At 61.6% G+C, this 21097-nt stretch carries 29 protein-coding genes; 1 reads left to right on the top strand and 28 read right to left on the bottom strand.

Annotated elements, in window-relative coordinates:
* Positions 1 to 7 precede the first annotated feature (7 nt).
* From NMAG_RS20500 to NMAG_RS20490, 3 genes are read right to left on the bottom strand one after another with little or no spacing between them, the layout of a single operon-like run.
* A complete protein-coding gene (locus tag NMAG_RS20500; protein ID WP_004268271.1) occupies positions 8 to 352 on the bottom strand; it encodes a phage baseplate plug family protein in 345 nt (114 codons plus the stop codon).
* The gene (locus NMAG_RS20495; protein ID WP_004268270.1) at positions 353 to 907 is read right to left on the bottom strand and encodes a phage baseplate protein; all 555 of its coding nucleotides are present in this window, start codon (positions 905 to 907) and stop codon (positions 353 to 355) included. It lies immediately after the preceding gene.
* Positions 904 to 3126, bottom strand: a complete 2223-nt coding sequence (locus tag NMAG_RS20490; RefSeq protein ID WP_012997004.1) for a phage tail tape measure protein — start codon at positions 3124 to 3126, stop codon at positions 904 to 906. Before NMAG_RS20490 ends, NMAG_RS20495 begins: the two co-directional genes overlap by 4 nt.
* Before the next feature lie 79 nt (positions 3127 to 3205).
* Here NMAG_RS20490 and NMAG_RS20485 point away from each other — a divergent pair, with 79 nt between their 5' ends.
* A complete protein-coding gene (locus NMAG_RS20485) occupies positions 3206 to 3700 on the top strand; it encodes a P-loop NTPase family protein (RefSeq protein ID WP_004268268.1) in 495 nt (164 codons plus the stop codon).
* A 9-nt stretch (positions 3701 to 3709) separates the two neighbouring features.
* On the opposite strand, the gene NMAG_RS21325 is transcribed toward NMAG_RS20485, so the two are convergent.
* The 25 genes from NMAG_RS21325 to NMAG_RS20365 all read right to left on the bottom strand — a co-directional run bounded on the left by NMAG_RS21325 (position 3710) and on the right by NMAG_RS20365 (position 21062).
* A complete protein-coding gene (locus NMAG_RS21325; RefSeq protein WP_004268267.1) occupies positions 3710 to 4486 on the bottom strand; it encodes a helix-turn-helix domain-containing protein in 777 nt (258 codons plus the stop codon).
* A 323-nt stretch (positions 4487 to 4809) separates the two neighbouring features.
* On the bottom strand, positions 4810 to 5190 hold the full coding sequence (locus NMAG_RS20475) for a hypothetical protein (RefSeq protein ID WP_004268266.1): 381 nt from the start codon (positions 5188 to 5190) through the stop codon (positions 4810 to 4812).
* Complete coding sequence (locus tag NMAG_RS20470) at positions 5190 to 5582, bottom strand: hypothetical protein (protein ID WP_004268265.1); 393 nt, start codon at positions 5580 to 5582, stop codon at positions 5190 to 5192. Before NMAG_RS20470 ends, NMAG_RS20475 begins: the two co-directional genes overlap by 1 nt.
* 16 nt (positions 5583 to 5598) lie before the next feature.
* Positions 5599 to 6879, bottom strand: coding sequence for a hypothetical protein (locus tag NMAG_RS20465; protein WP_004268262.1), 1281 nt, complete (start codon positions 6877 to 6879; stop codon positions 5599 to 5601).
* A 36-nt stretch (positions 6880 to 6915) separates the two neighbouring features.
* Positions 6916 to 7512: a hypothetical protein gene (locus tag NMAG_RS20460; protein ID WP_004268261.1), complete on the bottom strand. Its 597-nt coding sequence runs from the start codon at positions 7510 to 7512 to the stop codon at positions 6916 to 6918.
* Positions 7513 to 7528: 16 nt separating this feature from the next.
* On the bottom strand, positions 7529 to 7966 hold the full coding sequence (locus NMAG_RS20455; protein ID WP_004268260.1) for a phage virion morphogenesis protein: 438 nt from the start codon (positions 7964 to 7966) through the stop codon (positions 7529 to 7531).
* Entirely contained in the window at positions 7966 to 8247 is a 282-nt protein-coding gene (locus NMAG_RS20450; RefSeq protein ID WP_004268259.1) for a hypothetical protein, read from the bottom strand. The genes NMAG_RS20455 and NMAG_RS20450 overlap by 1 nt, the downstream gene beginning before the upstream one ends.
* Before the next feature lies 1 nt (position 8248).
* A complete protein-coding gene (locus tag NMAG_RS20445; protein WP_012997003.1) occupies positions 8249 to 8629 on the bottom strand; it encodes a hypothetical protein in 381 nt (126 codons plus the stop codon).
* Positions 8626 to 9222: a hypothetical protein gene (locus tag NMAG_RS20440; protein WP_004268256.1), complete on the bottom strand. Its 597-nt coding sequence runs from the start codon at positions 9220 to 9222 to the stop codon at positions 8626 to 8628. The genes NMAG_RS20445 and NMAG_RS20440 overlap by 4 nt, the downstream gene beginning before the upstream one ends.
* 6 nt (positions 9223 to 9228) lie before the next feature.
* Complete coding sequence (locus tag NMAG_RS20435) at positions 9229 to 9672, bottom strand: hypothetical protein (protein WP_004268255.1); 444 nt, start codon at positions 9670 to 9672, stop codon at positions 9229 to 9231.
* Between the two features lie 9 nt (positions 9673 to 9681).
* On the bottom strand, positions 9682 to 10647 hold the full coding sequence (locus NMAG_RS20430; protein ID WP_004268254.1) for a phage major capsid family protein: 966 nt from the start codon (positions 10645 to 10647) through the stop codon (positions 9682 to 9684).
* A gap of 43 nt (positions 10648 to 10690) precedes the next feature.
* Entirely contained in the window at positions 10691 to 12577 is a 1887-nt protein-coding gene (locus tag NMAG_RS20425) for an XkdF-like putative serine protease domain-containing protein (RefSeq protein ID WP_004268251.1), read from the bottom strand.
* Positions 12578 to 12655: 78 nt separating this feature from the next.
* Positions 12656 to 13603 carry a phage head morphogenesis protein gene (locus tag NMAG_RS20420; RefSeq protein WP_004268250.1) on the bottom strand — a complete coding sequence of 316 codons (948 nt, stop codon included), beginning with the start codon at positions 13601 to 13603 and terminating at the stop codon, positions 12656 to 12658.
* A gap of 6 nt (positions 13604 to 13609) precedes the next feature.
* Positions 13610 to 15157: a phage portal protein gene (locus tag NMAG_RS20415; RefSeq protein ID WP_004268248.1), complete on the bottom strand. Its 1548-nt coding sequence runs from the start codon at positions 15155 to 15157 to the stop codon at positions 13610 to 13612.
* Entirely contained in the window at positions 15154 to 15432 is a 279-nt protein-coding gene (locus tag NMAG_RS20410) for a hypothetical protein (protein ID WP_004268247.1), read from the bottom strand. Before NMAG_RS20410 ends, NMAG_RS20415 begins: the two co-directional genes overlap by 4 nt.
* Positions 15429 to 15614 carry a hypothetical protein gene (locus tag NMAG_RS20405; RefSeq protein WP_004268246.1) on the bottom strand — a complete coding sequence of 62 codons (186 nt, stop codon included), beginning with the start codon at positions 15612 to 15614 and terminating at the stop codon, positions 15429 to 15431. Before NMAG_RS20405 ends, NMAG_RS20410 begins: the two co-directional genes overlap by 4 nt.
* Positions 15607 to 15909 carry a hypothetical protein gene (locus NMAG_RS20400; RefSeq protein ID WP_004268245.1) on the bottom strand — a complete coding sequence of 101 codons (303 nt, stop codon included), beginning with the start codon at positions 15907 to 15909 and terminating at the stop codon, positions 15607 to 15609. Before NMAG_RS20400 ends, NMAG_RS20405 begins: the two co-directional genes overlap by 8 nt.
* Positions 15899 to 16024: a hypothetical protein gene (locus NMAG_RS22670; RefSeq protein ID WP_004268244.1), complete on the bottom strand. Its 126-nt coding sequence runs from the start codon at positions 16022 to 16024 to the stop codon at positions 15899 to 15901. Before NMAG_RS22670 ends, NMAG_RS20400 begins: the two co-directional genes overlap by 11 nt.
* A 5-nt stretch (positions 16025 to 16029) precedes the next feature.
* Positions 16030 to 17694 (bottom strand): phage terminase large subunit family protein, encoded by a 1665-nt coding sequence (locus tag NMAG_RS20395; RefSeq protein ID WP_004268243.1) that lies wholly within the window; start codon positions 17692 to 17694, stop codon positions 16030 to 16032.
* Positions 17687 to 18289: a hypothetical protein gene (locus NMAG_RS20390; RefSeq protein ID WP_004268242.1), complete on the bottom strand. Its 603-nt coding sequence runs from the start codon at positions 18287 to 18289 to the stop codon at positions 17687 to 17689. Before NMAG_RS20390 ends, NMAG_RS20395 begins: the two co-directional genes overlap by 8 nt.
* Positions 18290 to 18340: 51 nt before the next feature.
* Complete coding sequence (locus tag NMAG_RS20385) at positions 18341 to 18649, bottom strand: HNH endonuclease (protein WP_004268240.1); 309 nt, start codon at positions 18647 to 18649, stop codon at positions 18341 to 18343.
* Complete coding sequence (locus tag NMAG_RS20380) at positions 18646 to 18855, bottom strand: hypothetical protein (RefSeq protein WP_004268238.1); 210 nt, start codon at positions 18853 to 18855, stop codon at positions 18646 to 18648. Before NMAG_RS20380 ends, NMAG_RS20385 begins: the two co-directional genes overlap by 4 nt.
* 65 nt (positions 18856 to 18920) lie before the next feature.
* On the bottom strand, positions 18921 to 19259 hold the full coding sequence (locus NMAG_RS20375; protein ID WP_004268235.1) for a DUF7557 family protein: 339 nt from the start codon (positions 19257 to 19259) through the stop codon (positions 18921 to 18923).
* Positions 19260 to 19273: 14 nt separating this feature from the next.
* Positions 19274 to 19810 (bottom strand): hypothetical protein, encoded by a 537-nt coding sequence (locus NMAG_RS20370; protein ID WP_004268230.1) that lies wholly within the window; start codon positions 19808 to 19810, stop codon positions 19274 to 19276.
* Positions 19803 to 21062: a DNA methyltransferase gene (locus NMAG_RS20365; protein ID WP_004268228.1), complete on the bottom strand. Its 1260-nt coding sequence runs from the start codon at positions 21060 to 21062 to the stop codon at positions 19803 to 19805. Before NMAG_RS20365 ends, NMAG_RS20370 begins: the two co-directional genes overlap by 8 nt.
* Positions 21063 to 21097 lie beyond the last annotated feature (35 nt).

Here is a 21097-nt window from a genome sequence, read left to right as displayed (position 1 = left end):
ACCATCACTACCACTCATCCGGCGGCTGGCCTGCTTCACCTGGGAAGGCAAACAACCGAATCTCGTCGCCCAGGTTCTCGGGTGTGATCTCCGTCTCGTTCCCACTCGGATCGATGAACACGAAATAAACGAACTCTTCGTACTCGTACGCTCGGAACGCCTTCGCCACGGATTTGGTGATCCTGTGCTCGCGAGTGACGTGCTCGATCTCCATCGTCCACTCGCCGGCGACGTCGTTCCAGTCCATCCGGATCGCGAACCGCTGTCCTGGCATCGATCGTGGTTGAAACTCGATGTTGATCGGCCGTTTGTCACGGGCTCTCCGTTCGGGAATTGGGATGATCTCCCCCATCTACAGCACCCCCGAGAGACCTTCACGAACGCTCGACAGCGCGCCGACGATTCCGCCGTCATCGGTTGTTTCTTCGGACGTCCCGGTGTCATCTTCTTCAGGCTGTTCGTACGACACGTCGGCGTCTTCAGACGAGCTCGAAAGGTCACCAGAGTCCGATTCGACCGACATCTCGGCCGTCTCGAGCTCGGCTTCTCGGACCTCTTCAAACTCTACTGTGACGCGGTAGTGAGACGCCGAACTCACCTCTCGGTTCGTGTCCAACTGAGTCAGTTTCGCGGAGCCGAGGACGAGCTGATCGACTGATGCCGCGAACGGCTCAGTAGCGTCTCGAAGCTCGACCAGCGTCGCCCTGTGCTCGGGTGTCGCCCAGGCCTCGAACGATGCTGTGATCGGTTCGGGTTGATTGTACGACGAGTAGTCAAACCCTTTTTCAACCGCCTGCTCTGGTGCGTCCCACGCTCCGCTGTCGTCGACGCTCGTGACGCCTTCAACATCGATATCCGACGACGGGATGCCGTCAAACACGATGTCTTCGATGGTGACTGTGGTCATGATCCGTTAGCTGAGCCGTTTGGCTCGTAGTTGTTTTCCCGTGCCAGGTGTTCCGAGATCTCCTCGATCACTCTGCCGGCGAGATCCTCACCGGCGGAACGGATGTTCTCCTCACTCGAGCCCTCGCCTCCGGCGTTGATCTCCTCGATCGTAATCTCGATGTGCTCGCCGCCACCGCCGCCACCGCCTCCACCGAGGGCATCGCCGACTGCACCGGCCGCAGATCCTGCTGCTTCACCGAGCGGTGTTTGACCGAGCGTCGACTCGAGGGCTGACGACAATGTGCCTCCCTCGCCTTCGACGTCGCCGGCGATCGTCCCCATCAGTGAACCGCCGACCTCATCGACGTCCTGGAGCGGACCGGCGAGCGCGGGTGAGAATGGGAGTCGGTCTCGAACACCGCTTGCGACGTCAGTCACCGCATCGACGGGCGCAGACGCTCGGTCGCGGATCCCATCTGTGATCGTACCTACTAAAGCTGGGCCGACGCGATCGAGGTCTTGCAGTGGCCCGGCGAGTGCGGGCGAGAACGGAAGACGATCGCGGATGCCGCTGGCGACGTTGCTCACAGCGTCGATCGGAGCAGACGCCGCGCTCGAGATCCCACTTGCGATCATCGACGGGATCTCCCGCCCTGCCTGGAGCCATCTCGATGGGTCCTCGAGGAAATTCAACGCCGCGGCGAACGGTGCGAGGAGCGCCATCACCGGGAGTGTCAAAGCGATCCGGCCGAGTTCGTACAGGATCCCGATGAGTTCCTGGACGATCGCGACCAACGTCGAGGCCCCGCTTCGGATTCTACCAAGCACTCCAGCGGCTGCGTCACCCGCCCCGAAAAGATCGGTCTTCCACAGACCGATCAGCGCAGCAGTCGCCGCTCCGACGAGTAGGAAAGCGGCACCGATCGGCCCGAGAGCCGCGTTGAGAGCCAAGACACCCGCGGTGAGGCCACCGGTCGCGGCAGTCAGGATTCCCTTCGCACTTGCAGCGGACAGGGCCGCGACTGCGCTCGCGCCCATGCCCGTAACCGATGCCCACATCGACGCCGTCTTTGCTCGAGTGGCCGTCGCGAGCGAGGCGGTCGACATCGTCATTAGGGTCTGTGCGCCAGAGGCTGTGCGAAGCGCCGCGGTCTTCCCGGTCAGTGCTGCGGTGTTCGCAGTGGTCGCTGCCGTTGAGGTGACTGTTGCAGGGACTGCACTCGACTGCAGAACCGTCGAGTAGAACAGGCCTGCCGACCCGGCAGCGAAAAGTACAGGGGGGAGTGCGCTCAGCGGCTGGAGTACCCCACTGAATCTCAGCTGCAGATCGGACGCGACGACGCGCAGTTCGTCCATCACCGTCTTCGTCTCGGCATACTCATCTGCGAGGCGCTCGGTCTCGCCCTCGTTCTCCATCACTGTCTCGTTCCACTCATCGAGTGCGTCCTCGGACAGATTGAGTTCGTCTTTGAGCTCGTTGAGGTCCCCGTTGGATTCCCGAATCGCTTCCCTGAACTGGCGGGCTGCTTGTGTTCCTTCAACCTGATTCGCTTGAGCATACATCGAGATCAGACCGGCTGTTTCGTCGCTTGTGAGGCCGAGTTCCTGCAGTTCCTGCGAGGAACGTTGAACTACACTGTTCAGGTCTTGAGCCTCAAGCCTGCTGTCGTTCAGGGCCAGGGTAAAGGCGTCCGAACGGTCCTCAAGTGCATCGAGATCGCCGTCGAGAGCCTGAATACTCGGCGCGAGGCTGCCAGCGATCACCGATGCTGACGACCCTGTCGCGTCGGCGAGTTGATCGGCTGCGAGCGCCACGTTCTCCATTTCCTCTTCAGTCTCGACGCCGAGATGCCGGAGTTCTTCCATCGTCAGAACGACGTCTTGCGTCGGGAACGTGGCATCTGACATTGATGCCGCTAGCGCATCGACCGACCCGTCGACGTCGTCCATCATACCTGCAGTGAGAGCCAAGCTGCCGCGGAGTTCAGATGTCCTATCGAGGACACCCTGCAGTGCGACACCAGTTCCCGCGAGTGTCCCCGAGAGCGCAACGCCTGCCCTATCAATCGAATCAAATCCTCTCGAGACGCCCTCAGAACTCTCTTCGACTTCTTCCATGGACTCGGCCGTCTCACCGCCTTTCTCCTCAACGTCGTCGAGTGTCTCACTGGCGTTATCCTGGGCGGTCATCACCGTCGCCAGCCGCCGGATATTGCCGCCGCCTCCTCCTGGAATCATGATTGTGTCATCTCAGTTTCTCGGTTTGTGGTGGATTGTGAACCAAAGTTTACTAATCAATCAGGCTATACGTCACTGCATGAACCGACGTTCACTCCTCGCGATGGCTGTACCCGCTAGCTTCGCGGCCCTGAGTGGCTGTCTGGGAAGTAACTCAGCGCTCGACGATTGGGATTTTGAAGAAAGCGAAGCTGAAGCGTGGTCGTACTACGAATCGAACCTCGAGGTTCTCGAAGCCCCCAGCGAACAGACCGCCGAACGTATTGAAACTGCCATCGGGGAACTCGATGAGGCTGCCGATATCTATGATACACTTTCCGAAGAGGCCCGCGACCGGTTCGATGAGGACTTTGACCTATTCATGGAGGTAAACGACTTTTTCCTCGCGATGGCTGCTGTTGCCGGGTCTTCCAGAAACGGACTCATGCCCTTCGTCGGACAGGATCCACCTGGTCCAAGTGATGATTCTGATCCGTTCTTTAGTAGCGCTGAAGATGCCTACAGAGACGCTCAGGAGATCTACAACGATCTCAACGAGCTCCAGGACGCCATCGATGGCGACCGGTTTGATTGAATCACGGGTTCAACCCCGAACTTCTACTCGAGAAGTGATGGGGCGTAGTGGTGCCATTTCCTCCCACCGTTTGTGGCAGTCACCTCGGCACAGCGTGACCAGGTTTTTCATCGCATTTCGTTCTTGAGCGTCTTCGATCGATCTGGCCGGGACTACGTGGTGGACGATGTGTTTCGTTCCGAACAGTTTGACGTGCTCCTGTTCACCACGGCCACAGTGCTGACACTCGCGACCATCCCTTTCTCGAACTCGCTCCTTTTTCTTTTTATTCCAACCTTCACCGTATTTGATGTCGCCGCCGCCGTACAGATGGTGATCCTCGCCACGCGGCCAAGATCCGTTCTCTTGACAGTCGATTCCGTGCCTCTGACACCACTCCCAGACCACACCACTCGAGCATCCAACCCACTCTGCGATCTCGCCAGAGGTCATGTTTTTCTCGACGTACGTTTTTACTAACCAGTCTTTTGAACTAATCCGAGGGTATTTCGGCTCACTCGCTTGTCGAGCCTCGATACCGTGTTCATCCAGCCATCGCCAAACCGTCTGACCTGAGCAACCAAGATAATCACCAATCTGAGAAACCGACATGCCCCTCAGCAGATAGAGTGCTTCCATGACCTCTTCGTCTCGCCAAGCACCCGACGTTCTACACTCTTTTGAACAGTATTTATTGTCTTTATTACTCTGAGACGGCGGTGTTGAGTACTCAGCGTTGCAGTATTTTGCGCTACATGTACTCGTGAACGGTGGTCCTCCGTGGAGACCAGCATGATGGCTACTCATAGATTGGTGGCTGTCGAATGCTTTACCACATTCTGGGCACTCGTGCTCGTCACCCGAGACCATCGTCTTACGTGAGAGTCACGTTTCCTGACTTAAAGTACCGAGCCAAGCACGGTGGAAGTGGCCCTGTTACGGACGATACTTGTTCGGGATATCGTCGATACCTTCAACGGAGTCGGGGATCTCTGGCATCCCTTCGCGGGCTGCTTCGTTTTGGTCCCTCTCATCTTCGCTGAGACACTCCGCGTACAGTACTACTCGCTGCCACGGCCAGTCGAGGACTTCACCGATGGGGTCGCTCGAGTTGAGGTTGAACTCGCGAGCTATTCGGGTAGCAATTCGTCCGGTAGGTGATCTCGCGAGTCGACGGCATTTCCCAAAACACGGTCCAGTCCGATGGCTTCCGACACCTCGTTGGTTAGCCCGATCTGGTCCGCGGTTCGCAGGTCACGCCACCTCTCCATCGTTAGCTCCGGCGCAACGATCGAGTCGCGGTTCAGCTCGAACTGGCGCTCGGACTGCGTCTTCTCCTCTTCGCCCATCTGTGGCGCGATGAACGACATGATCGTCTCCGTCTCTGGGTCCTGAACGAGGTACTTCATCGAGCCTCCGTTGAGGAACTCGTACTCGATCTCCGACTGCGTTTCGCCCTCCTCGATCGGCCATTCTTGCTCCTCGTACTCGGTGATGTCTCGGTCCGTCATCACTCGATGTCCTCAGAGACGAAGCTGTACGTTCGGTCGTCCGAATCGTCGCCGTCGAAGTCTTCGTCCGACCGCTCCGTCAGAGCCGTGCCGGAGTAGGTTTCGCTGCTCTGCGAGTGATCCGGTGGGAACCGAATCGTCAGCGTGTCGATCGTCCGGTCGTGAAGGTGTTGCTCGAGGTCGTCGATCGAGCCGGATGTCGGTGCGACAACCAACTCCCCCTCGAGTTCTTCTGGCGTATCGTCGGTCACGAAGACGTCGTCATCGTCGCCCAGTGTCCGGTCGTACTCGCCAGGATATGACACGTCCGGCGTCGACACGCTCTGTAGCTGTTCGATTCGCATCCCTGCGAAGATCACCGATACGTCACTGCCGTCGTATTGAGTTCCCATATAATGCTCACCTCGATTACACGCTCACGTTCAGACCGAGGCTGAACGTGTGCGCTCTCTGGGCCAGTCGGGCATCCAGATCGATGCCGCCCCAGTTTCGGTTCACTCGGTCAACGTCGTCGTCGTCCCACTCTGGGACGTCAACTTCGTACTCTGCGAGTGGTTGACCGACCGATCCGGTCAGGCCGGACATCGTTCCCTTGATCGCGTCCTCGATCATCGCTTGCCCGTCTTCGGTGAACGGGACGTCGTCGTCGCTCACCTGCAAGCTCTCGAGATCCAGCTCGAGCATCTCGGCCGTGTAGACCTTCGTCCTTCGGATGTCGAAGAACGATGTGTCCGAGTCGGCTCCTGCGGTCGTCACGGCGTTCGAGACGCGGTTGGCATCCGAAACATCGATCAGGACGTTAACCGGACCCTCGCCTTCCGCTTCGTCGCCACCTTCGAACGTCCCCTGCTCTTCAGGATCGCCGACGTTCTTCGAGACCGTTTCTCCCGCTGGGAGTTCGTTCCACAGCGGGTTGTACCAGGGCTCGCTCACCGCGAACTTGCCCAGCTGGTAGGCGGCGAGATCGTCGTCGGATGCGTCGACGATCATCATCAGGTCGCCGCTGGGGACGTACCCTGCGACCTCGTGTGCGACATCCATCGCTTCGTCGACGGAGTCGTAGTCGTCGACGTTGACTCCGTTCGCGATCATTCCCATGTCCTCGTCGCTCGCCCAACTGTGGGTTTCGTCCAGGACACCGACGCCCTTCAGGTCGAATCGACGATCGGCGACGGCGAAGTTGTTGACGTCGCTGGGGAACTCGTCGAGTTGACTCCAGTCCGCGTGGAAGTACGTCAGCTCGATCGAGTCCTCGCTGGTCGCGACGTCGCCGGTCGCCGAGTTGATGACGATCTCGGCATCGAAGTCTTCGACGTCCGGATCGTCGTCGGTCGTGAACTCGATATCGCCGTCAGGCGATTCGACCTCGTGGTTCCCGAGGATTGGCACCTTATCGATGGTGTCGCCATCGCTCAGTTCCTCCTCGGTCACCTCAGTCGCCTCGAGGACCATGACGCGCCACTGCTCAGCGCCCATCTCTTCGATGGCTTCCGACGCCGTGTAGACGTCGCTGTCCTCGCCGTAGTCGTCGCCGACCGACGTCGACGTGCTGTACTGGTTTACTTCACCGAACTCGGCGTCCGGCGGCTCTTCTTCTGCTGTGCCCACGATCGCCGCGTCCGTGAACGTCTCCTGTGGGCGGTCTGCGATTTCAGCAGTTAGTTCGATTTCTACGATTTGTTTCGGCATGTTGTTGTGTCGGTTGTGTGACTGCTGGTCGTTTGACTATTCGATCGTGATGTTGATCTCGAACTCCTCGACGGTGTTGTGCTCCTCCTCGTGGCGCTCAGCGTGGTGGAAGCGGATCTGCCAGGGTGCTCGAATCGTGTGCTCGACTCGAACCGGCTCGACCGAGCTCTCATCTGGAACTTCAACGTTCATCGGCCGTTCTTCGTTCTCGCCCTCACTGTTCAGGTCGAGCTCGAACCGTAGGAACCGCCAGATCTGCTTGGTGAGTTGCGTCACGCGAGCCTGCGGTGGGACTCCGTTGTCGTCCCACGCTGCTTCGACCGCGATCGTGATCGCGAGGTCATCACTCACTTCCGCTGTTTTCGTCTCTGTGAGGACCGACTCGTCCGACGAGACGTCGATCGAATGGAGGTCATTCAACGGCTGGCGACCCAGTTCCGGCTGGTTCTGCGTCTCCCAGTCGAACACGATCGCCGGATACTCGACTGACTCAGTCGGCTCCTCGTCAGCCGCATCTCCTCCAGTCCAGAAGGGATCGAGGTCGTATTCGTAGGACTCGCCATCCCATTTGACCTCGAGGCCCTCGAGTGGCAGCGCCTCCTCGAATCGGTCCTCTTCAGCAGTTGTGAGCATCGTAGTAATTCCTCTCTCAGTCGATTACAGCACCCTCGAGGTTCGTGTCGATCTCGTCACCGATGACATCAGGAGCCTGCTGACTTGCGTACGCACCCGCTGGCCCGAAGATCGGTCGGGCAGGGATACCAGCCTCTGGAGCGCCGAACTCGTGGTGCTCCGCGTAGTCCAGATTTGTCCCGATGACCGCCATCCGGTTGGCGCGATCCATCATCGACGCCGCGTTGATGTCGGTGAGGAGACGCGAGTTGTCGATCAGCGGTGTATCCGAACCTTTCGCCCGGATCGTCGACTCTTTCAACGGCTCCCACGGGTTGCCGAGCGCATCCTGCCCGTCGCTCATGTTGGTGATGAGCTCACGGAGCGTTATCGTGTGAAGACGCTCGAGGCCGTCCGTCAGGCCGTCCTGGATCGCCTCGCGGGCTTCCGGGATGTTGTTCTCGTCCTCGACCATCAGTCCACCTCGCGGAGTTCTTCGCGCTCGATCGCCTGCTCGACTCTCGTCGTTCGTCGAACGACCTTCTCCTCCGACATGCTGTCGAACCAGAGGCCAGCAACGTAGTTGCGGCCGGTCGTCGTCACGGTGAGCAACTCCCGCTCGAGTGGCTCGATGACTGTCTTCCGGTTCTTGTGCTCGCGCTCGTACTCAAGGAACTCCTCCAGGCGATCGCCTGAGAAGTCTCCCGCCGCGTTGAGCGTTTGCTCCCGGTTTCGGTCCTCGTAGTTATCGATCATGTTAGCTGTCCTCACGAGTCGAGCAGTGCAGTGTGATCGTCGCGCCCCCTTCGTCCTCGGCGTGCTCTACGACGTACGATCGACCGTGATAGGTCACCGTCGACGCGGCATCGTGGCCGCCATCTCGGAGATCTTCGTCGACGTCGTCGGCCAGTACGGTGAACACGATGTCGATGCTCATCTCCTGACCGAGCAACTCGCTGAGGCTCGTCGAGGCGCTCTTGTCTTGGACGTACGCCTTCACGTCATCGGTCGCCGACTCTTCCGCCGGGCTCCCGCGTGAGCCGCCCTCGCCGACCTCGTAGTGCTGGATCGAGATGTCAACGCCGTGCATGTGGAGGCGCTGTCGAACGGCCGCAGCCGATGATGGAAGCGGGCTCATTCGACACCTCCGTAGTACGACGGGGCCTCGAATCCGGCGACGTCCTTTCGAGCAGCAAGGACCACCTCATCCTCGGGATCGTAGGAGATCGAGTCCCCCATGATCGTGTCGGACGAGATGCCCTCGGCGTTGATCGCTCGAAGACGCGCACGTACGAGCCGAATGATCGCTTTCTTCGGCGACTCCGGTACCTCCTCGTAGCCGTACTCCCACTCCACAGTGATCGACCGTCGGTCGGTCGGCCACGACTTCCGGTCGGCGCCGGGCTTCAGCTCCAGGTGAGTCTCCTCAACCCAGTAGTCGTCTTCGTCGACGTCGCGGCCCATCGCGCGGTCCGTGTCGATCGTGACCGACACGACGTCCTGGACGGGACGGGACGGCATCGGAAGATCGTGACCGTCGACGTGCGACGGTCGGGAGAGGTCTCGCGTGACTGTCTCCGGCTCGAGTGTGGTGTTGATCCACTTCTCGACCGTCTCTGTAGCGGCGGCAATGTACGTCTCCAGCTCGCTCTTGAACTTCTCCTCGCTCCACCCGAACGCCTTCGCGTCGAACGGGAGTTCAGACTCGACATCCGAAGGCTCGAGCGGCATGAGCGATTACCCCTCGACTTCCGCCCGACGGACGCCGATCGAGTCCTTGACCTGCTCGCTACTCTCGATATCGGCGATCGTGTCGAGGTGATCGTCGACGTCGCCCGACTCTACCCGCTCGATGCGGGATTCGTAGTCGTCGTGGTCCTCGAACCAGGAGTCCTCGTCGAACTCGTAGCTGCCCTCGTCGCCGCCGTCTTCGTCGCCGCTGTCCTCGGAGTCGTCGGCGTCATCCGGATCGTCTTCGGCTTCCGCCTCTTCGTCCGAGTCGACGCTGTCAGCGGTTGGTCCGTCGTCGACGTACTCGAAGTACCGCTTTTCGTCGACGAGGTACTTGGCGAGTTCGCCGTCGACGGAGATCTCGTCGCCGGGCTCCGTCGAGATGGAGTCGGCGTACCGGCTGAAGCCGGGTGGTCCGTCGTCTCGGTGTCGGATGGTGCGTTCAGCCATCGTTCACCGTTACGAGGTCTCCTCTTCGAGGTGCTCGAGTGGGTCGCCCAGACCCTCGGCGAGGACTACAGCCTCGGTGTTCTCGATCGCGAAGTCGTCGTCGCCGCGCATGAAGTACCGGGCGTGGAGGTCGCGCTCGCTCACCTTGTCGGACTCGGTGAGGACGTCGATCTCGAGGTCGCGGTACAGCGCGTAGATGAGGTTCTGCGGATCGGTGAACATCGCCTTGTCGTCCGGCCACAGCCCCGATCCTATGATGGGGAAGCTGAACGGGTTGACGTCCGCCTCGCCCATGATCACGTTGTCGCCGAGCGGGGTGTCCCGGTCGGTCAGCGTGTAGTGGTAGCTGAGGAGCTGGTCCTCGGAGACGATGAGCGCCGGGTTCATCCGAGCGCGGTACTTCGAGTCGAGGCCCGCGATCGTCCGGATGACGAGGTCGTTGTCGAGGATGTCGTCAGCGGCGTCGATCGTCTCGACGTCGCCCTCTGCAACCGTGATGAAGCCGTCGTTCTGATTCTCGAACGAGTCCTCTGCGTCCTCGTCGCCGTTGGCGGCGAGGTCCTCGACGTCTGCCGACCAGGCGTCGGTCATCAGGTTCAGGATGCGGTCCGCAAGGGCCTCTCCCTCGGGGTTCTCCTGGACAACTTCTCGCGGGAGGTCCCACGCTACCGTTGCCTTCTCGGTGCTGATGTCGATCGTACCGGTCGACACGTCGGATTCGTTCTCGTTCCACTCGCCCTCGTCCTGCGGTCGGCGGTGTCGTTCGCCGATGTTGAGGGTCGGGATCCGCGTCTTCTTCGCGCCGACTGTCTCGGTTCGGATCGCGTCGAGGAGCGGAGTCTCCTCGATCATGTCCGTCCAGAACTCGTCCCAGAGCGGATCTGGGAGCGTGCCTCCAGCGTCGAGGTCGTCGACGGTCAGAGCGTTCTTTTCAGTGATGCGACTCAGGTCGTTGTTGATGGTTCGGGATGCCATTGAAATCTCAGGTTTCTAATGGGTGTGTTGGTTGTCAGTCGATCTACAGCCCGAGGAACGCCTTCTTGACTTCGCCGTCGTCCGGCTCTTCGTCAGCGTTCTTCTCGGTGCCAGCTTCGCCGTCGTAGTCCAGCTGCTGGCTGTGGCCCGATGCCTGCGCCACCGCCTGGATATTCTCGGCGTTCTTCTCGATGCCGTCCTGGATCGGCTGCACCCACTCGGGCGCAGTCTCCCCGTCGGCCGACTTGCTCGTCTCGCCTTCGCCGTCGCCGCTCGAGTCGCCGTCGGACTCCGAGGTCTCGCCACCGTCGGCATCGCCCTCGTCGTCGATCGCCTTGCTCAGCTCGTCGATGCGGTCGCTGTTCTTCTGCTGTTCCTCGTAGATGGCCTGACCCCACTCTGGGGCGTCTTCCATCGCTTTGTCCGTCTCGGAATCGGTGTTGTCGTCCTTGCTCATGGTGATCTCGGTGTCGGTGTCGCTCTCGTCCTGGACCCAGTCGAGGAAATCCTCAGTGACCGAAGTTTGCTCGCGCTGCTCGCGATCCCACTCTCGGTACTGATAGGCGGCTTCGTCAGCGGCGAACGCTGTGTCGTCGTCGAGGATATCCGTCGACCAAACCCAGGATCGGAATTCGGAGAAGGCAGCCTCGCCCTGATTGTCCACGAACCGCTGGATCGCGGCCAAGACGAGTTCACCCTGCTCTTCGGTCAGCTTCTCTACCGGGCGTGACTTCTCTGTTTCGTCGTCACTCTCCCCGGAAGAACCGTACTGAACGATGTCGAACTCCGTACTGTCGTCATCTGTGAATCGGTTCGTCTCGAAGTCTACGTCCGACTCGAGCGCCATTTCGATCGCGTCGTGGCCAGCCATCAACGCCTCTCGGTTCGTGGCGTTGAGCGTCCGGCCCTCCTTCGTGACGTCTCTGGCGACATCGATTGCCTTCGAGAACGTCCCCGCCGAGACCTCGGACTGCCCTTCCGCGGGACTTACGCCGTCATCGGACTCGGCGGCATCAAAGGGACCGCCAGTGCCAGCTAGCCACGACTTGAACATCTGCCACTTCGTGGCGTCGTCGGGCTCTTCGTCGGGTGTGTTGCTGTGTTCCATTTTTGTATCGTGGTACTGCGCGCCGCAGATCTCCTCTGCTTCCTCCTGGGTATGGCCATCCTCCATGACGCTCTCCACACAGCTGTCGAAATCGAACTTCTCCGCGTCAGCGAAGAACTTCGTCACGGCACCGTCGGGCGCCGTCTTCTCTAACTGGTCAAGGTAATCGTAGAGGCCGCCAGCACCCTCCTCGGGCGCACCACGTCTCGTCATCCGATCAACGAAGTCATCTCGGTCCTCGGCGCTCTCGTAGAGGTTTTTCTCGAGGTCGCGCCCCTTCGTCGCGTACATCGCCGACGTTACCGCCGGGATGTCGACGTCGGAGATCTCCGATGTGGCACCGTTACGGATGCCCGCCGGGGGCCAGTGCTCATCGTCGACCGCGTCGGGATCGACGCTATCCGGAATCTCGACCTCGTCGGGCAGATCATCGATTGATTCGAACTCATCCGCCTTGCTGACGTCGCCACCGATGGAGAACCCGTGTAGGACCTCACCGACGAACGACCACAGCTCATCGTCATGGTACTTTCTCCGGACAACCCAGTCACCCTCCTCGAATTCTTCGCCATCGATCTCTTGGTCCTCCTCGAGGACCTCGTTGAACTCGAGTTCGGCTGCATCTTCTGGGAAGGCAGCGTGGAGAACTCCGTCCTCCGGCGCTGGGTTGTACATCGCCTGGACGCCGTCGGGATAGACGAAGTCCAGTTGATGGTCCAGCTCGTACGGCGTCAGGACGATCCCCGTGGCGGTCTGCTCCTCCTCGTCGATCGTCTTGATCGCGACGTGCTTGGTAAAGCGACGCTTCTCGTTGTTGCTCATTTGTATCCTGTGAGAACGCCGGTACGTTCCTCAAGCAGAGGCCCCGGCGGGGGCAGTGCCGTCATCGTAATTCCCGCACTATACTCCGGCAGCCAACGGTTCGTGAGAACCATCGTCGAGTATCTTCACCGTCTCGTCGACGGTGGCTTTCTGGATCCGCTCGCCAGCCTCGAGTGCTTCAATTTCGTCCTCGGTGAGGTCATCAGCGAAGACAGCCACCACCGTACAGCGGCAGTTGACGATCTGCTCGAGCGGTGCCGAGGGGTCGCCTGGATGGTCGAGTTCCTCGCCACCCACTAGGAACGACTCGTCGACTGCGACGATCTGGCCGTCGGCGTCGTCGTGATCGTCGCGAGTGCGCTGGTCGCCGATCGCGATCCATTCTTCACCGATGACGAGGTCAGACTCCTCGAAACTGCTGTGGACGCCCAGGTTCGACGTCGAGATCGTCCCAGTCCTCGCCGCCCGCTCGGCGACGTGATCTTCGAGTCGGCCCTCGAAGAGATCCTCATTAATCTGACCCTGTATCTCTGGGATCGATAGGCCCTCCTCGTGTGCGCCGCGAAGCCAACTTGTCGAGTCTTCCGTGATCGTCTCGAGCGTGCTGCCTGCCGCCTCGTCTACCCAGTCGTCGATCGACTCGAGTGCTGCCTCAGGGACGACGTCGGTCGCCACGCCGAGGTTGTATCGACGGTCGGCCAGCTGGCGGCCCGCCTGGGCAGACCGCTCACCGCCCTCCCGGAACACCTGCTCGAAGTCGTCCGTGTAGTCGCCATCCTCGATCAGCCCGTTGATCCCCTCTCGGATCGACTCGAGCGACGAAAGGTCCTCTTCCGAGGCGCTCTGGAGCCACTGCTCGATTTCGTCCTCGAGCGGCTGGAGCCCCTCGACGTAGTCGTCGAGGAACTCCTCGTACGCCTCCTGTTCTTCGGGAACGAGGTCGTCCTGCTTGTGGAGGTGCCGGATGTGCTCGCGACGATCGGCGAGCTTTGATCTCGACGTTGACGAACTGCTGGTGGTACTCATCAGTGGTCAGGAATCGGCGTTCGCCCCGATCTCGATCAGCTGCTCAGTCTCCAAATCGGCTTGGTAGCTGTCGATGATCTCGTCGGCTCGGTCCTCGACGAGCTGCTCTATCTGGTCTCCGATTCCCCCGCCCGGACCGCTTCCACCGGTGACCTCTGCCACGAGCGTTTCTCCGCCGTAGACGTGTTCCTCCGGGAACGGCTCGAATCCGAACTCATCCCGGAGTTCGTTTACGGTGAGCAGGCCCTGCATCGCCTGCACGCGCTGCGAGGCGATCTCGACATCCTGCAGTTTCGTGTCGGGCTTCGCCAGCTCGAACTCGATCGTCCAGTCGGGCGCGTCGAGGCCCTGCTTGTGAACGAGTTCGTACAGCAGCTCGCCGAAGTCGTGCTGCTTGGGCTGGATCGTCTCCTCAGCGAACTCCTTCCGCTGTTCCTCGGCGTCGGTGGAGAACGCTCCGGACTCGACGACGCCCGCGATCACCGGCGGGACGTCGTGGACTTTGAGGATGTCGTGCTCGTTTCTGCCGCGGAACTCGAGGAACGACGCCTCCTCGTCGATTCCGACCGTCAGCGGCTCGAGTCGGATCTCGACGTCGGAGCGATCAGCGCCGTCGGCGAGGTTGAGGTAGTCCTCGTTCTGGACGATCTTCTCGGTCTCGATGAACGCTGTCCGGTGGTTATCCTCGTTGTTGTCCTCGATCAGGTTCCGCATCTCCTCGCGCCCCTTCTCCGTCAACTCCGCCCCCTTCACGATGATGGCGATGCGCGGAACACCGTCGTTCTCGAAAAAGTCGATGTTGTAGTCCTGCGCCGCACTGTCGCCGCGGATCGTCTTCACGGCGGGGATGATGTCGGGTGCGCCGTAGTGGGGGTACAGCGGGGAGTGATTCCGCTTGAAGATGAGTTCGTTCGCGGGGTTGGACACCGAGGTTCCGGTGGAGCCGTCGTCGGCGTCGACGAAGACTGGATCGAGGTCGCCGTTACCGTTCGTTTGGTACCGATCGCCAGCGACGCCGAAGTATTTCTCCTTCTCCTCGAGGAGCTGAACGAAGCCGCGCTCGTCCATACGCTTCCGGATGGTGTGACCGGGAACGTACGCCAGCCCGGTGGGCGTGCCATCGGTCTGGGTGAGGATCTCGATCGTGAGCCAGCCGATCGCCTCGTAGTCGGTCCAGGCCGTCTGGAGGACGTCCGTCGCGGTCGCCCGCTCGCTTTCCATCGGACCGACCTGCCAGTTCGAGTCGTCGCCGAACCAGAAGTCCCAGACGCGCTCGTACTGCTCGCCGTCTCGATCGGGATCCTCCGCCTCGGGATGCGGGATGATGTTGATTCCGAACCCCGCGACGTACCGCGATTTGGCGTGAACGCACTTTGCGTGCGTCTCGTTGTGCTCGAGGAGCTCCGCCATCTTCACCGGGTTGAACGGTGGCCGGCGCGCTCCTCCCCGCGTCCGAGACGCGCGCTCCTCCTGGAGCTGTTGAGTCTCAGCGGATTTCTCCGTGACCGACTTCGTGATGTCGGAGTAGAGCCCGCTGTCAGTGTTGCTACTCATCGTGCTGAGTCACCTCCAGTGGTGAGCTTCGCCACCGCCTCGTTCACGTCCTCGCCGTCGACGACGTCTACGGTCGGCGGCGTGTAGATCGTCAGCTGCGTATCGATCCCAGCCCCGTACTCGTGGATGAGGAGCCCGCCGGAACGCACGTCGACGAGCGGCCCGTCGACGAGTTCCTCGAGGGTGGCGATCATCGCCGTATTCGCCACGTCGGGGACGCTGTCCCGGTAGTCTACCCGAAGCCGATCGGCTCGGATGTGGTCGTGTTGTGTCATTGAAAGTCGCGTGAGTCCTCCGGGATCTCCTCTCCCAGCTTCGGGTCGCGTTCGATCGCCTTCTCCAGTTCCTCGTCAAAGACCTCTTTGACGTCTTCGATGGTGTCCTGCGATCCACCGCGGACGCCGAGGTTGAGGTCGTAGTGATCGATCCAGATCTTCGGCGGGTCCGTCTCACCCATCGGCGCGCTCCACCTCGTTGATGACCTGTGCGTTCCTCTGCCGCTCTGGTTCGACCGCCTCCACCTCGAGATCGAGGCGAGGAATCGTCGCGCGTTCCTTTACCGGCTCGAACGAGCTCGACTGGACGATGAACACGATCGAGTCCGTGTCCGGATCCAGATACGTCGACTTCACCTCGGCGTCGTCCGGGATGCCGTCAACGACGCGGACGTCTTCGCGGAAGAGGTCCGCAGCGGCCACCCGTGCGACGACGATCCGCCGGAGGCAGTGGGCCGACTGGACTTCAGTCGTCATCATCCTCCTCGCGATCCAGCGTGGCTCGGATCTCGTCGACGGTCGATTCACCGCCCACGATCGCGTACTTTGCCCTCGACTCGTCGTCGGATTCGCTGTCGTCTTTTCGTTTCATGAGAATCAAGCTCCGTAGAGACCGCCGCCTGTACTCTCCTCGTCATCGTCCTCGTCGACGTCGTGCGCCGCAGTGTCGTCGGCGTCGACCAGCCCCATCTCCTCCAGCTTTCGGAGGCCCTTCTCCGCCATGTACCAGGCAGCGATGTAGTCGGGCGTGTGGCCGTGCATCTTGCCGTCCCGGCGCTCGAGCGACTGCATCGACGTGATGAAGTCCTCGGTCGTCTGGTGACCTCGGTGGAAGAGGATGCGTCCGTTCTCGACGAGGATTCGCAGGCGAGCGATGCCGTTCTCGAGGCTGTGCTTCTTGCCCGTCATCGGAAGGCCAGTCACCTTCGCGCCCAGCTGGGAGTCGAACTCGATCGCGTCCTCGACGACGTAGCTCTGCATCCCGTTGTCCTCGATCACGATGATCGCGGGGTCGTAGGCCCGGTCGTACTCGACCAGCTGGGTCTTGATGTCGGTCGGCCCCATCCCCGACTCGGCGTGGCAGTCCAGGAGGCGACGTCGTCCGTCGCGCTGCAGGAGCCACACCGTGAACGCGGCGTCGTCGCCGGTCGGCGAGTTCGCCGGATCGTGGCTCAGAACGACCACCTCGCCAGGCCCCGCTCGGTACTTCGGCGGCGGGTCTCGGTCACCGATCGAGCAGCCGCCATCCTCCGCTGGGACTCGGACGTCCTTCGCGTCGATCAGGTCGCCCGACGAGCCCATGATGACGAGCGAGTACTCCCGCCAGAAGCGGTGATCGGCCATCTTCGACCGCTTGTCTGCCAACCAGCGCGGGCCTCGAGCCTCGGGCCAGAGCACTTGTAGTGTCTCCCCCGTGTTCCAGGGATCGTCGACAGCGGTGTAGAGGTCCTCGTCGGGACGGCGGACTTCGTAGTCGTCGTCGGCGCTGAACTGCTGGTCCCAGTAGTCCAGGATCGCCGGGTACTCGTCGAACTCGTAGCCCTCGAGGGTGCGAAAGTGCGTGTAGATGTCGTCCGGCCGCTTTCGCGTCCCGATCACGACGGTCCGCCCGTGGTCTTTGACCATCGGGACGCAGACCGCCTCGATCCAGTCGAGGACGTCCTCGGTGTCGCCGTCTCCCTTCTCCTTGATGATGTCGTCCAGGATGAGGAGATGGGCGCGATCGCCCTCGATCCCGCCGCCGAGCCAGCCAGCGTTCAGGATCGAGCCGTTGGCGAACACCTTCGCCTTCACCGCCTCCTTCTCCGGCGGGGCGTTCAGGTTGATGAGCCACGGGTTCCGATCGACCATCTTCCAGAACTCCGTGTCTGCCTTCTTGCCCACCTGGATCTGGTTGTTCATCGCCCAGATGCCTCGGAATCCCGACTTGTACTCGAGTCCCGCGATCAGGTACGCCAGCGTGATCGTCGTCTTCAGGCCGTCCCGGTGGCACAGCAGGATGCGGTCCCCGGAGTCGAACTTGTCGAGCCAGAGGCCGTGGTGCTCGTCGAGGAGGTAGTACGGATCGTCCTCCATCTCCTCCGCCATGTAGTTCATCGTCAGCTCGTTGGCGAAGGTGAGCCAGTCGCCCGTCTCGAACGGGTTGAGGAGTTCGCGCTTCGTCTCGAGGTCGCGCGTCGCCTCGACGAGCCGATCGGCCTGGTGGTCCAGCGCCTCCGACGTCGAGAGTTGCTCCTCGGGGACGAACTGCTCGCTACTCATCTCGCGACTCACCCGCGGCCTGCTCGTGGCGTTCACGGAGGAGCTTGCGGGCGATGTCCTTCTCGTCGTCCCCCAGCTCCATCTGCGTGGTCTGGTTGACGTCGGCCGTCATCTCGAGTTCCTCGGCCGGGAAGATCCCCGCCTTGTCGCAGATCGACTCGAACCGGCGGGCGAACCGCTCATCGAAGTCCGACCGCTTGAACTGCGCCAGCAGGATCGAGGCGACGAACCGGGCAACGTCCTGGGCGTCCTCCGCCGTCTCGAGGTCGCCGTAGACGCTCTCGATCATCTCCTGCTCGCTCTCGGTGAGGTGATCGATGAAGTTCTCCCGGTAGGCGCCGTGTTCGACGGCGTTGTCGTTGCCGTCCTGGTCGCCGCGCCCCTGCTTCGGGTTCTCGTCGGCGGTCGTCGTCGAGCCGCCGTGAGTGTGGCACTTCCCATGCGAGCCCTTCGCCGGCTGCGTGCATCGCTCGCCGGTCGACTTCGCTGGGTCAACTACACACTGCCCCCACTGCCCGTAATCACGCTCCTGATTCGTGATCTGGATGGCCTCGGGGTGGGCCTCTTCGTGAAATTTCGAGTTGGTATCTGTCATCGTTCTAAGGGTGCGCCATGTGGTTTGGTTTCGTCGATATCCCGCCCCGGCTCAGAAATCGGCCGACGGCGGGTCTGCACGCACGGATGGCTTCCCCAGGCCACCGGGCGTCGGCTTGGTGAGTCGGGGGTCTTCGAAGTCGAGGTCGTGTCGGCCACCGAGATGGCAGAGGTGACAGAGGCCAACGAGGTTGTGTCGGGAGTCGTTGTGCTTGTTGCCGTCTCGATGGTGGATGTGGACGGAGGAGACCTCGTCCGCAGAGCGCCCGCAGCCAGGGCAGGCGTAGTGGTCGCGATCGTGAAGGTCCCAGAAGACGTTCCGGGAGCCCGCACGGCCATCGGCGGGGGAGTCGTCGTTCATCGGTGCTTTTCGGAGAGTAGCTCGAGCGTGCAGCTGGGGCAGACGGTGATCGTGTCGCGAAGGGTGTAGCCCCGATCCTGCATGAGGCCGCCGAACTCGTCGTTGAGCCAGGTGGCCTCTCGAAACTGTGCCGCGAGCCCGGGGACGTCGCCGCCGATGTCGCAGACGTCGTCGATCTGGACGTCGCACTCGTAGTCGTATCCCATCGTTCAGTCCTCTGTATGGAAAACCGCGTGCTGCTGGCAGGCGGGTGGGTGCATGCAAACTGCGTTCATCGCGGCGTCATCCGATTCTCGATCTCCTTGCCCGTCTGAGTCGAGGTGACGTTCGCGATGTCGTCGATGTGCTCTTCGGTGAGGACGCCCTCGAGTTGATCGTTGAAGCTGGCGATCTCGTCGTGGAGCTCCTCGACGGCGTCGTGGTAGGTGTGGATGTCGGCTTCGTCGACGTCCTCGAGCGGTGCACGCACTGTGCGTTCATCGTCTCGTCCCTCGATATACGCCGCCTCGTATAGTCGTTCGACGAAGTCCGTCCACGATTCATCGTCGCCCTTGTGTTGGTCGAGGCGATCGTGGAGGTCCTCGTCGATGCTGATGGTTTTGCGTGACATGGGTGTGGAAAGAGTCAGTCGTCGACGTCGCCGTCGGAATCGGTATCGCTGTCGGCGTCGTCGGAGTTCGCTGCGGCCTGCTGGTGACGCTCCCGGAGGAGGTCGCGGGCCATCTCGCGGTCGGTGTCGCTGAGTTCGAGGTTGTTGTCCACCTCGAGCTCGCCGGCGACGTCGACGCGATCGGGGGCGCGCTCGAGTTCGCCGAGGTCGAACAGCCACTCGTCGCGCATCTTCACGACCTTCGCCGCTTTGTAGGCGTCCCCCTCGTCGAGGAGGTCCTGGATGGCGCGGTTGTAGACGAGCTCGGAGACCACCTTCGCGTCATCGCCGACGCGGTCGTGGACGTAGTCGCGTAAGCGGTCGAAGTCCTTCGAGATGTTGGACTGCGAGGTGTCGTATCGCTTGGCGAGTTCGGTCTGGGTGATCGCCCGGGGATGCCCGGCTCGCTCGATGAGTGATAGGATCTCAGCACGGCGCTCGACGTAGGAGTACTCCGTCGGGTGTTTTTCCTCCGGGATATCGATCGCGCCGTACTCGATATCATCACTCATTATCACCGGCGTCGCCATTCTCGGCGTCGCCGTCCTCGGCCGCCTCCTTCGCTCGGACCGCTTCGCTGATGCGGCGATCGACGACCTCCTGGTAGACGTCGCCCTCGAGCTCGAAGCCGATGCACTCGCGGTCGGTCTGGACCGAGGCGACGGCCGTCGAGCCGGAGCCCGCGAACGGGTCCAGGACGACGTCGCCCGGCTGGGAGCTCTGCTCGATGAACTCCTCGAGGAGGCCGACCGGCTTCTGCGTGGGGTGCTCGTTCCCCGACGTCGAGTGCTTGTGGACGATGATGTCCGGCCGAGTGTGCTTCAGTGGTCGCGGCGAGTCGAGCGTGGCGTAGATGACGAACTCGTGCTGGAGGCCCCAGTTCGTCCCGCCAGTCCCGAAGTTCGGCTGGTTGTTCGGGACCGTCTTGCACCAGACGATGCAGTTGCGGACGGTGAACTCTTCGTCGACGAGGATGTCTCGGAAGAGGTCGTACGTCTTCCAACTGGCGAACACGTAGACGTGACCGCCTGGCTTCACGACACGCCGCATCTCCTTCGCAGCGTCACGGAAGACCGAGAGCGCGCCGTCGAGATCGTCGTTCGCGACGGTGCCGCTGTGCTGAACGGATCGGGAGCCGAGCGTCTCCGAGAGGTCGATGTCGATGCCGTACGGTGGATCCGTGAGGACGAGGTCAACCGAGTCACCCTCGAGGCGCTGGGACATGCCCTCGATGCAGTCCTCGAAGTACACCTGGTGGTCGACGTCGTACTCGTAGGCGACACCAGCACGGGAGTCGTCACGGATCTGCGCCAGTAGCGCATCGATGTCCTCGCCGCTCGCTTCGGCCAGCGCGGAGATCTCCTCGGTCTTGCCGTTGTTGAGGAGGTAGTCGTACTCGAGGGCATCGCGGGTCTGGTCGTGCTCGCCGGAGATCTTGTTGAGCTCCTGCCGCCAGAGTCGTCGTTCCGCGTCGTCCTCGAAGTCGTAGAACTTGACCGGGACCTCCTCGAGCTCGATCTCCTTGGCGGCTCGCCAGCGATGCTCGCCATCGGCGATCAGCCCCTCCGCGTCGCCGTCGTACCCGGGAAGGTCCCCGGTGTTCGCGACGATCGCATTCCCGATCCAGCCCTTCGTCTGCATGTTCTTGCAGAGCAGCCCGAACGTCTCTTCGTTCTGCTCGTTCGGGTTCGCTCCATCGACCTGGAGTTCCTCCGGGTCGACCGATTCCTCTCGTTCCGGTGTTGGTAGTTCTTCAAGTTGCATCGTGACGCCTCGTAACCGATTCCCTGGTGGTTCGA

The sequence above is a fragment of the Natrialba magadii ATCC 43099 genome (assembly GCF_000025625.1).
Taxonomy (GTDB): domain Archaea; phylum Halobacteriota; class Halobacteria; order Halobacteriales; family Natrialbaceae; genus Natrialba; species Natrialba magadii.
The sequence above is the reverse complement of the archived record's forward strand: the minus strand, read 5'-3'. Positions and strand labels throughout refer to the sequence as shown.

Coding starts and splice junctions, on each gene's coding strand:
- NMAG_RS20500 (WP_004268271.1), bottom strand. CDS start 352: ATGGGGGAGATCATCCCAATTCCCGAACGGAGAGCCCGTGACAAACGG.
- NMAG_RS20495 (WP_004268270.1), bottom strand. CDS start 907: ATGACCACAGTCACCATCGAAGACATCGTGTTTGACGGCATCCCGTCG.
- NMAG_RS20490 (WP_012997004.1), bottom strand. CDS start 3,126: ATGATTCCAGGAGGAGGCGGCGGCAATATCCGGCGGCTGGCGACGGTG.
- NMAG_RS20485 (WP_004268268.1), top strand. CDS start 3,206: ATGAACCGACGTTCACTCCTCGCGATGGCTGTACCCGCTAGCTTCGCG.
- NMAG_RS21325 (WP_004268267.1), bottom strand. CDS start 4,486: ATGAGTAGCCATCATGCTGGTCTCCACGGAGGACCACCGTTCACGAGT.
- NMAG_RS20475 (WP_004268266.1), bottom strand. CDS start 5,190: ATGACGGACCGAGACATCACCGAGTACGAGGAGCAAGAATGGCCGATC.
- NMAG_RS20470 (WP_004268265.1), bottom strand. CDS start 5,582: ATGGGAACTCAATACGACGGCAGTGACGTATCGGTGATCTTCGCAGGG.
- NMAG_RS20465 (WP_004268262.1), bottom strand. CDS start 6,879: ATGCCGAAACAAATCGTAGAAATCGAACTAACTGCTGAAATCGCAGAC.
- NMAG_RS20460 (WP_004268261.1), bottom strand. CDS start 7,512: ATGCTCACAACTGCTGAAGAGGACCGATTCGAGGAGGCGCTGCCACTC.
- NMAG_RS20455 (WP_004268260.1), bottom strand. CDS start 7,966: ATGGTCGAGGACGAGAACAACATCCCGGAAGCCCGCGAGGCGATCCAG.
- NMAG_RS20450 (WP_004268259.1), bottom strand. CDS start 8,247: ATGATCGATAACTACGAGGACCGAAACCGGGAGCAAACGCTCAACGCG.
- NMAG_RS20445 (WP_012997003.1), bottom strand. CDS start 8,629: ATGAGCCCGCTTCCATCATCGGCTGCGGCCGTTCGACAGCGCCTCCAC.
- NMAG_RS20440 (WP_004268256.1), bottom strand. CDS start 9,222: ATGCCGCTCGAGCCTTCGGATGTCGAGTCTGAACTCCCGTTCGACGCG.
- NMAG_RS20435 (WP_004268255.1), bottom strand. CDS start 9,672: ATGGCTGAACGCACCATCCGACACCGAGACGACGGACCACCCGGCTTC.
- NMAG_RS20430 (WP_004268254.1), bottom strand. CDS start 10,647: ATGGCATCCCGAACCATCAACAACGACCTGAGTCGCATCACTGAAAAG.
- NMAG_RS20425 (WP_004268251.1), bottom strand. CDS start 12,577: ATGAGCAACAACGAGAAGCGTCGCTTTACCAAGCACGTCGCGATCAAG.
- NMAG_RS20420 (WP_004268250.1), bottom strand. CDS start 13,603: ATGAGTACCACCAGCAGTTCGTCAACGTCGAGATCAAAGCTCGCCGAT.
- NMAG_RS20415 (WP_004268248.1), bottom strand. CDS start 15,157: ATGAGTAGCAACACTGACAGCGGGCTCTACTCCGACATCACGAAGTCG.
- NMAG_RS20410 (WP_004268247.1), bottom strand. CDS start 15,432: ATGACACAACACGACCACATCCGAGCCGATCGGCTTCGGGTAGACTAC.
- NMAG_RS20405 (WP_004268246.1), bottom strand. CDS start 15,614: ATGGGTGAGACGGACCCGCCGAAGATCTGGATCGATCACTACGACCTC.
- NMAG_RS20400 (WP_004268245.1), bottom strand. CDS start 15,909: ATGACGACTGAAGTCCAGTCGGCCCACTGCCTCCGGCGGATCGTCGTC.
- NMAG_RS22670 (WP_004268244.1), bottom strand. CDS start 16,024: ATGAAACGAAAAGACGACAGCGAATCCGACGACGAGTCGAGGGCAAAG.
- NMAG_RS20395 (WP_004268243.1), bottom strand. CDS start 17,694: ATGAGTAGCGAGCAGTTCGTCCCCGAGGAGCAACTCTCGACGTCGGAG.
- NMAG_RS20390 (WP_004268242.1), bottom strand. CDS start 18,289: ATGACAGATACCAACTCGAAATTTCACGAAGAGGCCCACCCCGAGGCC.
- NMAG_RS20385 (WP_004268240.1), bottom strand. CDS start 18,649: ATGAACGACGACTCCCCCGCCGATGGCCGTGCGGGCTCCCGGAACGTC.
- NMAG_RS20380 (WP_004268238.1), bottom strand. CDS start 18,855: ATGGGATACGACTACGAGTGCGACGTCCAGATCGACGACGTCTGCGAC.
- NMAG_RS20375 (WP_004268235.1), bottom strand. CDS start 19,259: ATGTCACGCAAAACCATCAGCATCGACGAGGACCTCCACGATCGCCTC.
- NMAG_RS20370 (WP_004268230.1), bottom strand. CDS start 19,810: ATGAGTGATGATATCGAGTACGGCGCGATCGATATCCCGGAGGAAAAA.
- NMAG_RS20365 (WP_004268228.1), bottom strand. CDS start 21,062: ATGCAACTTGAAGAACTACCAACACCGGAACGAGAGGAATCGGTCGAC.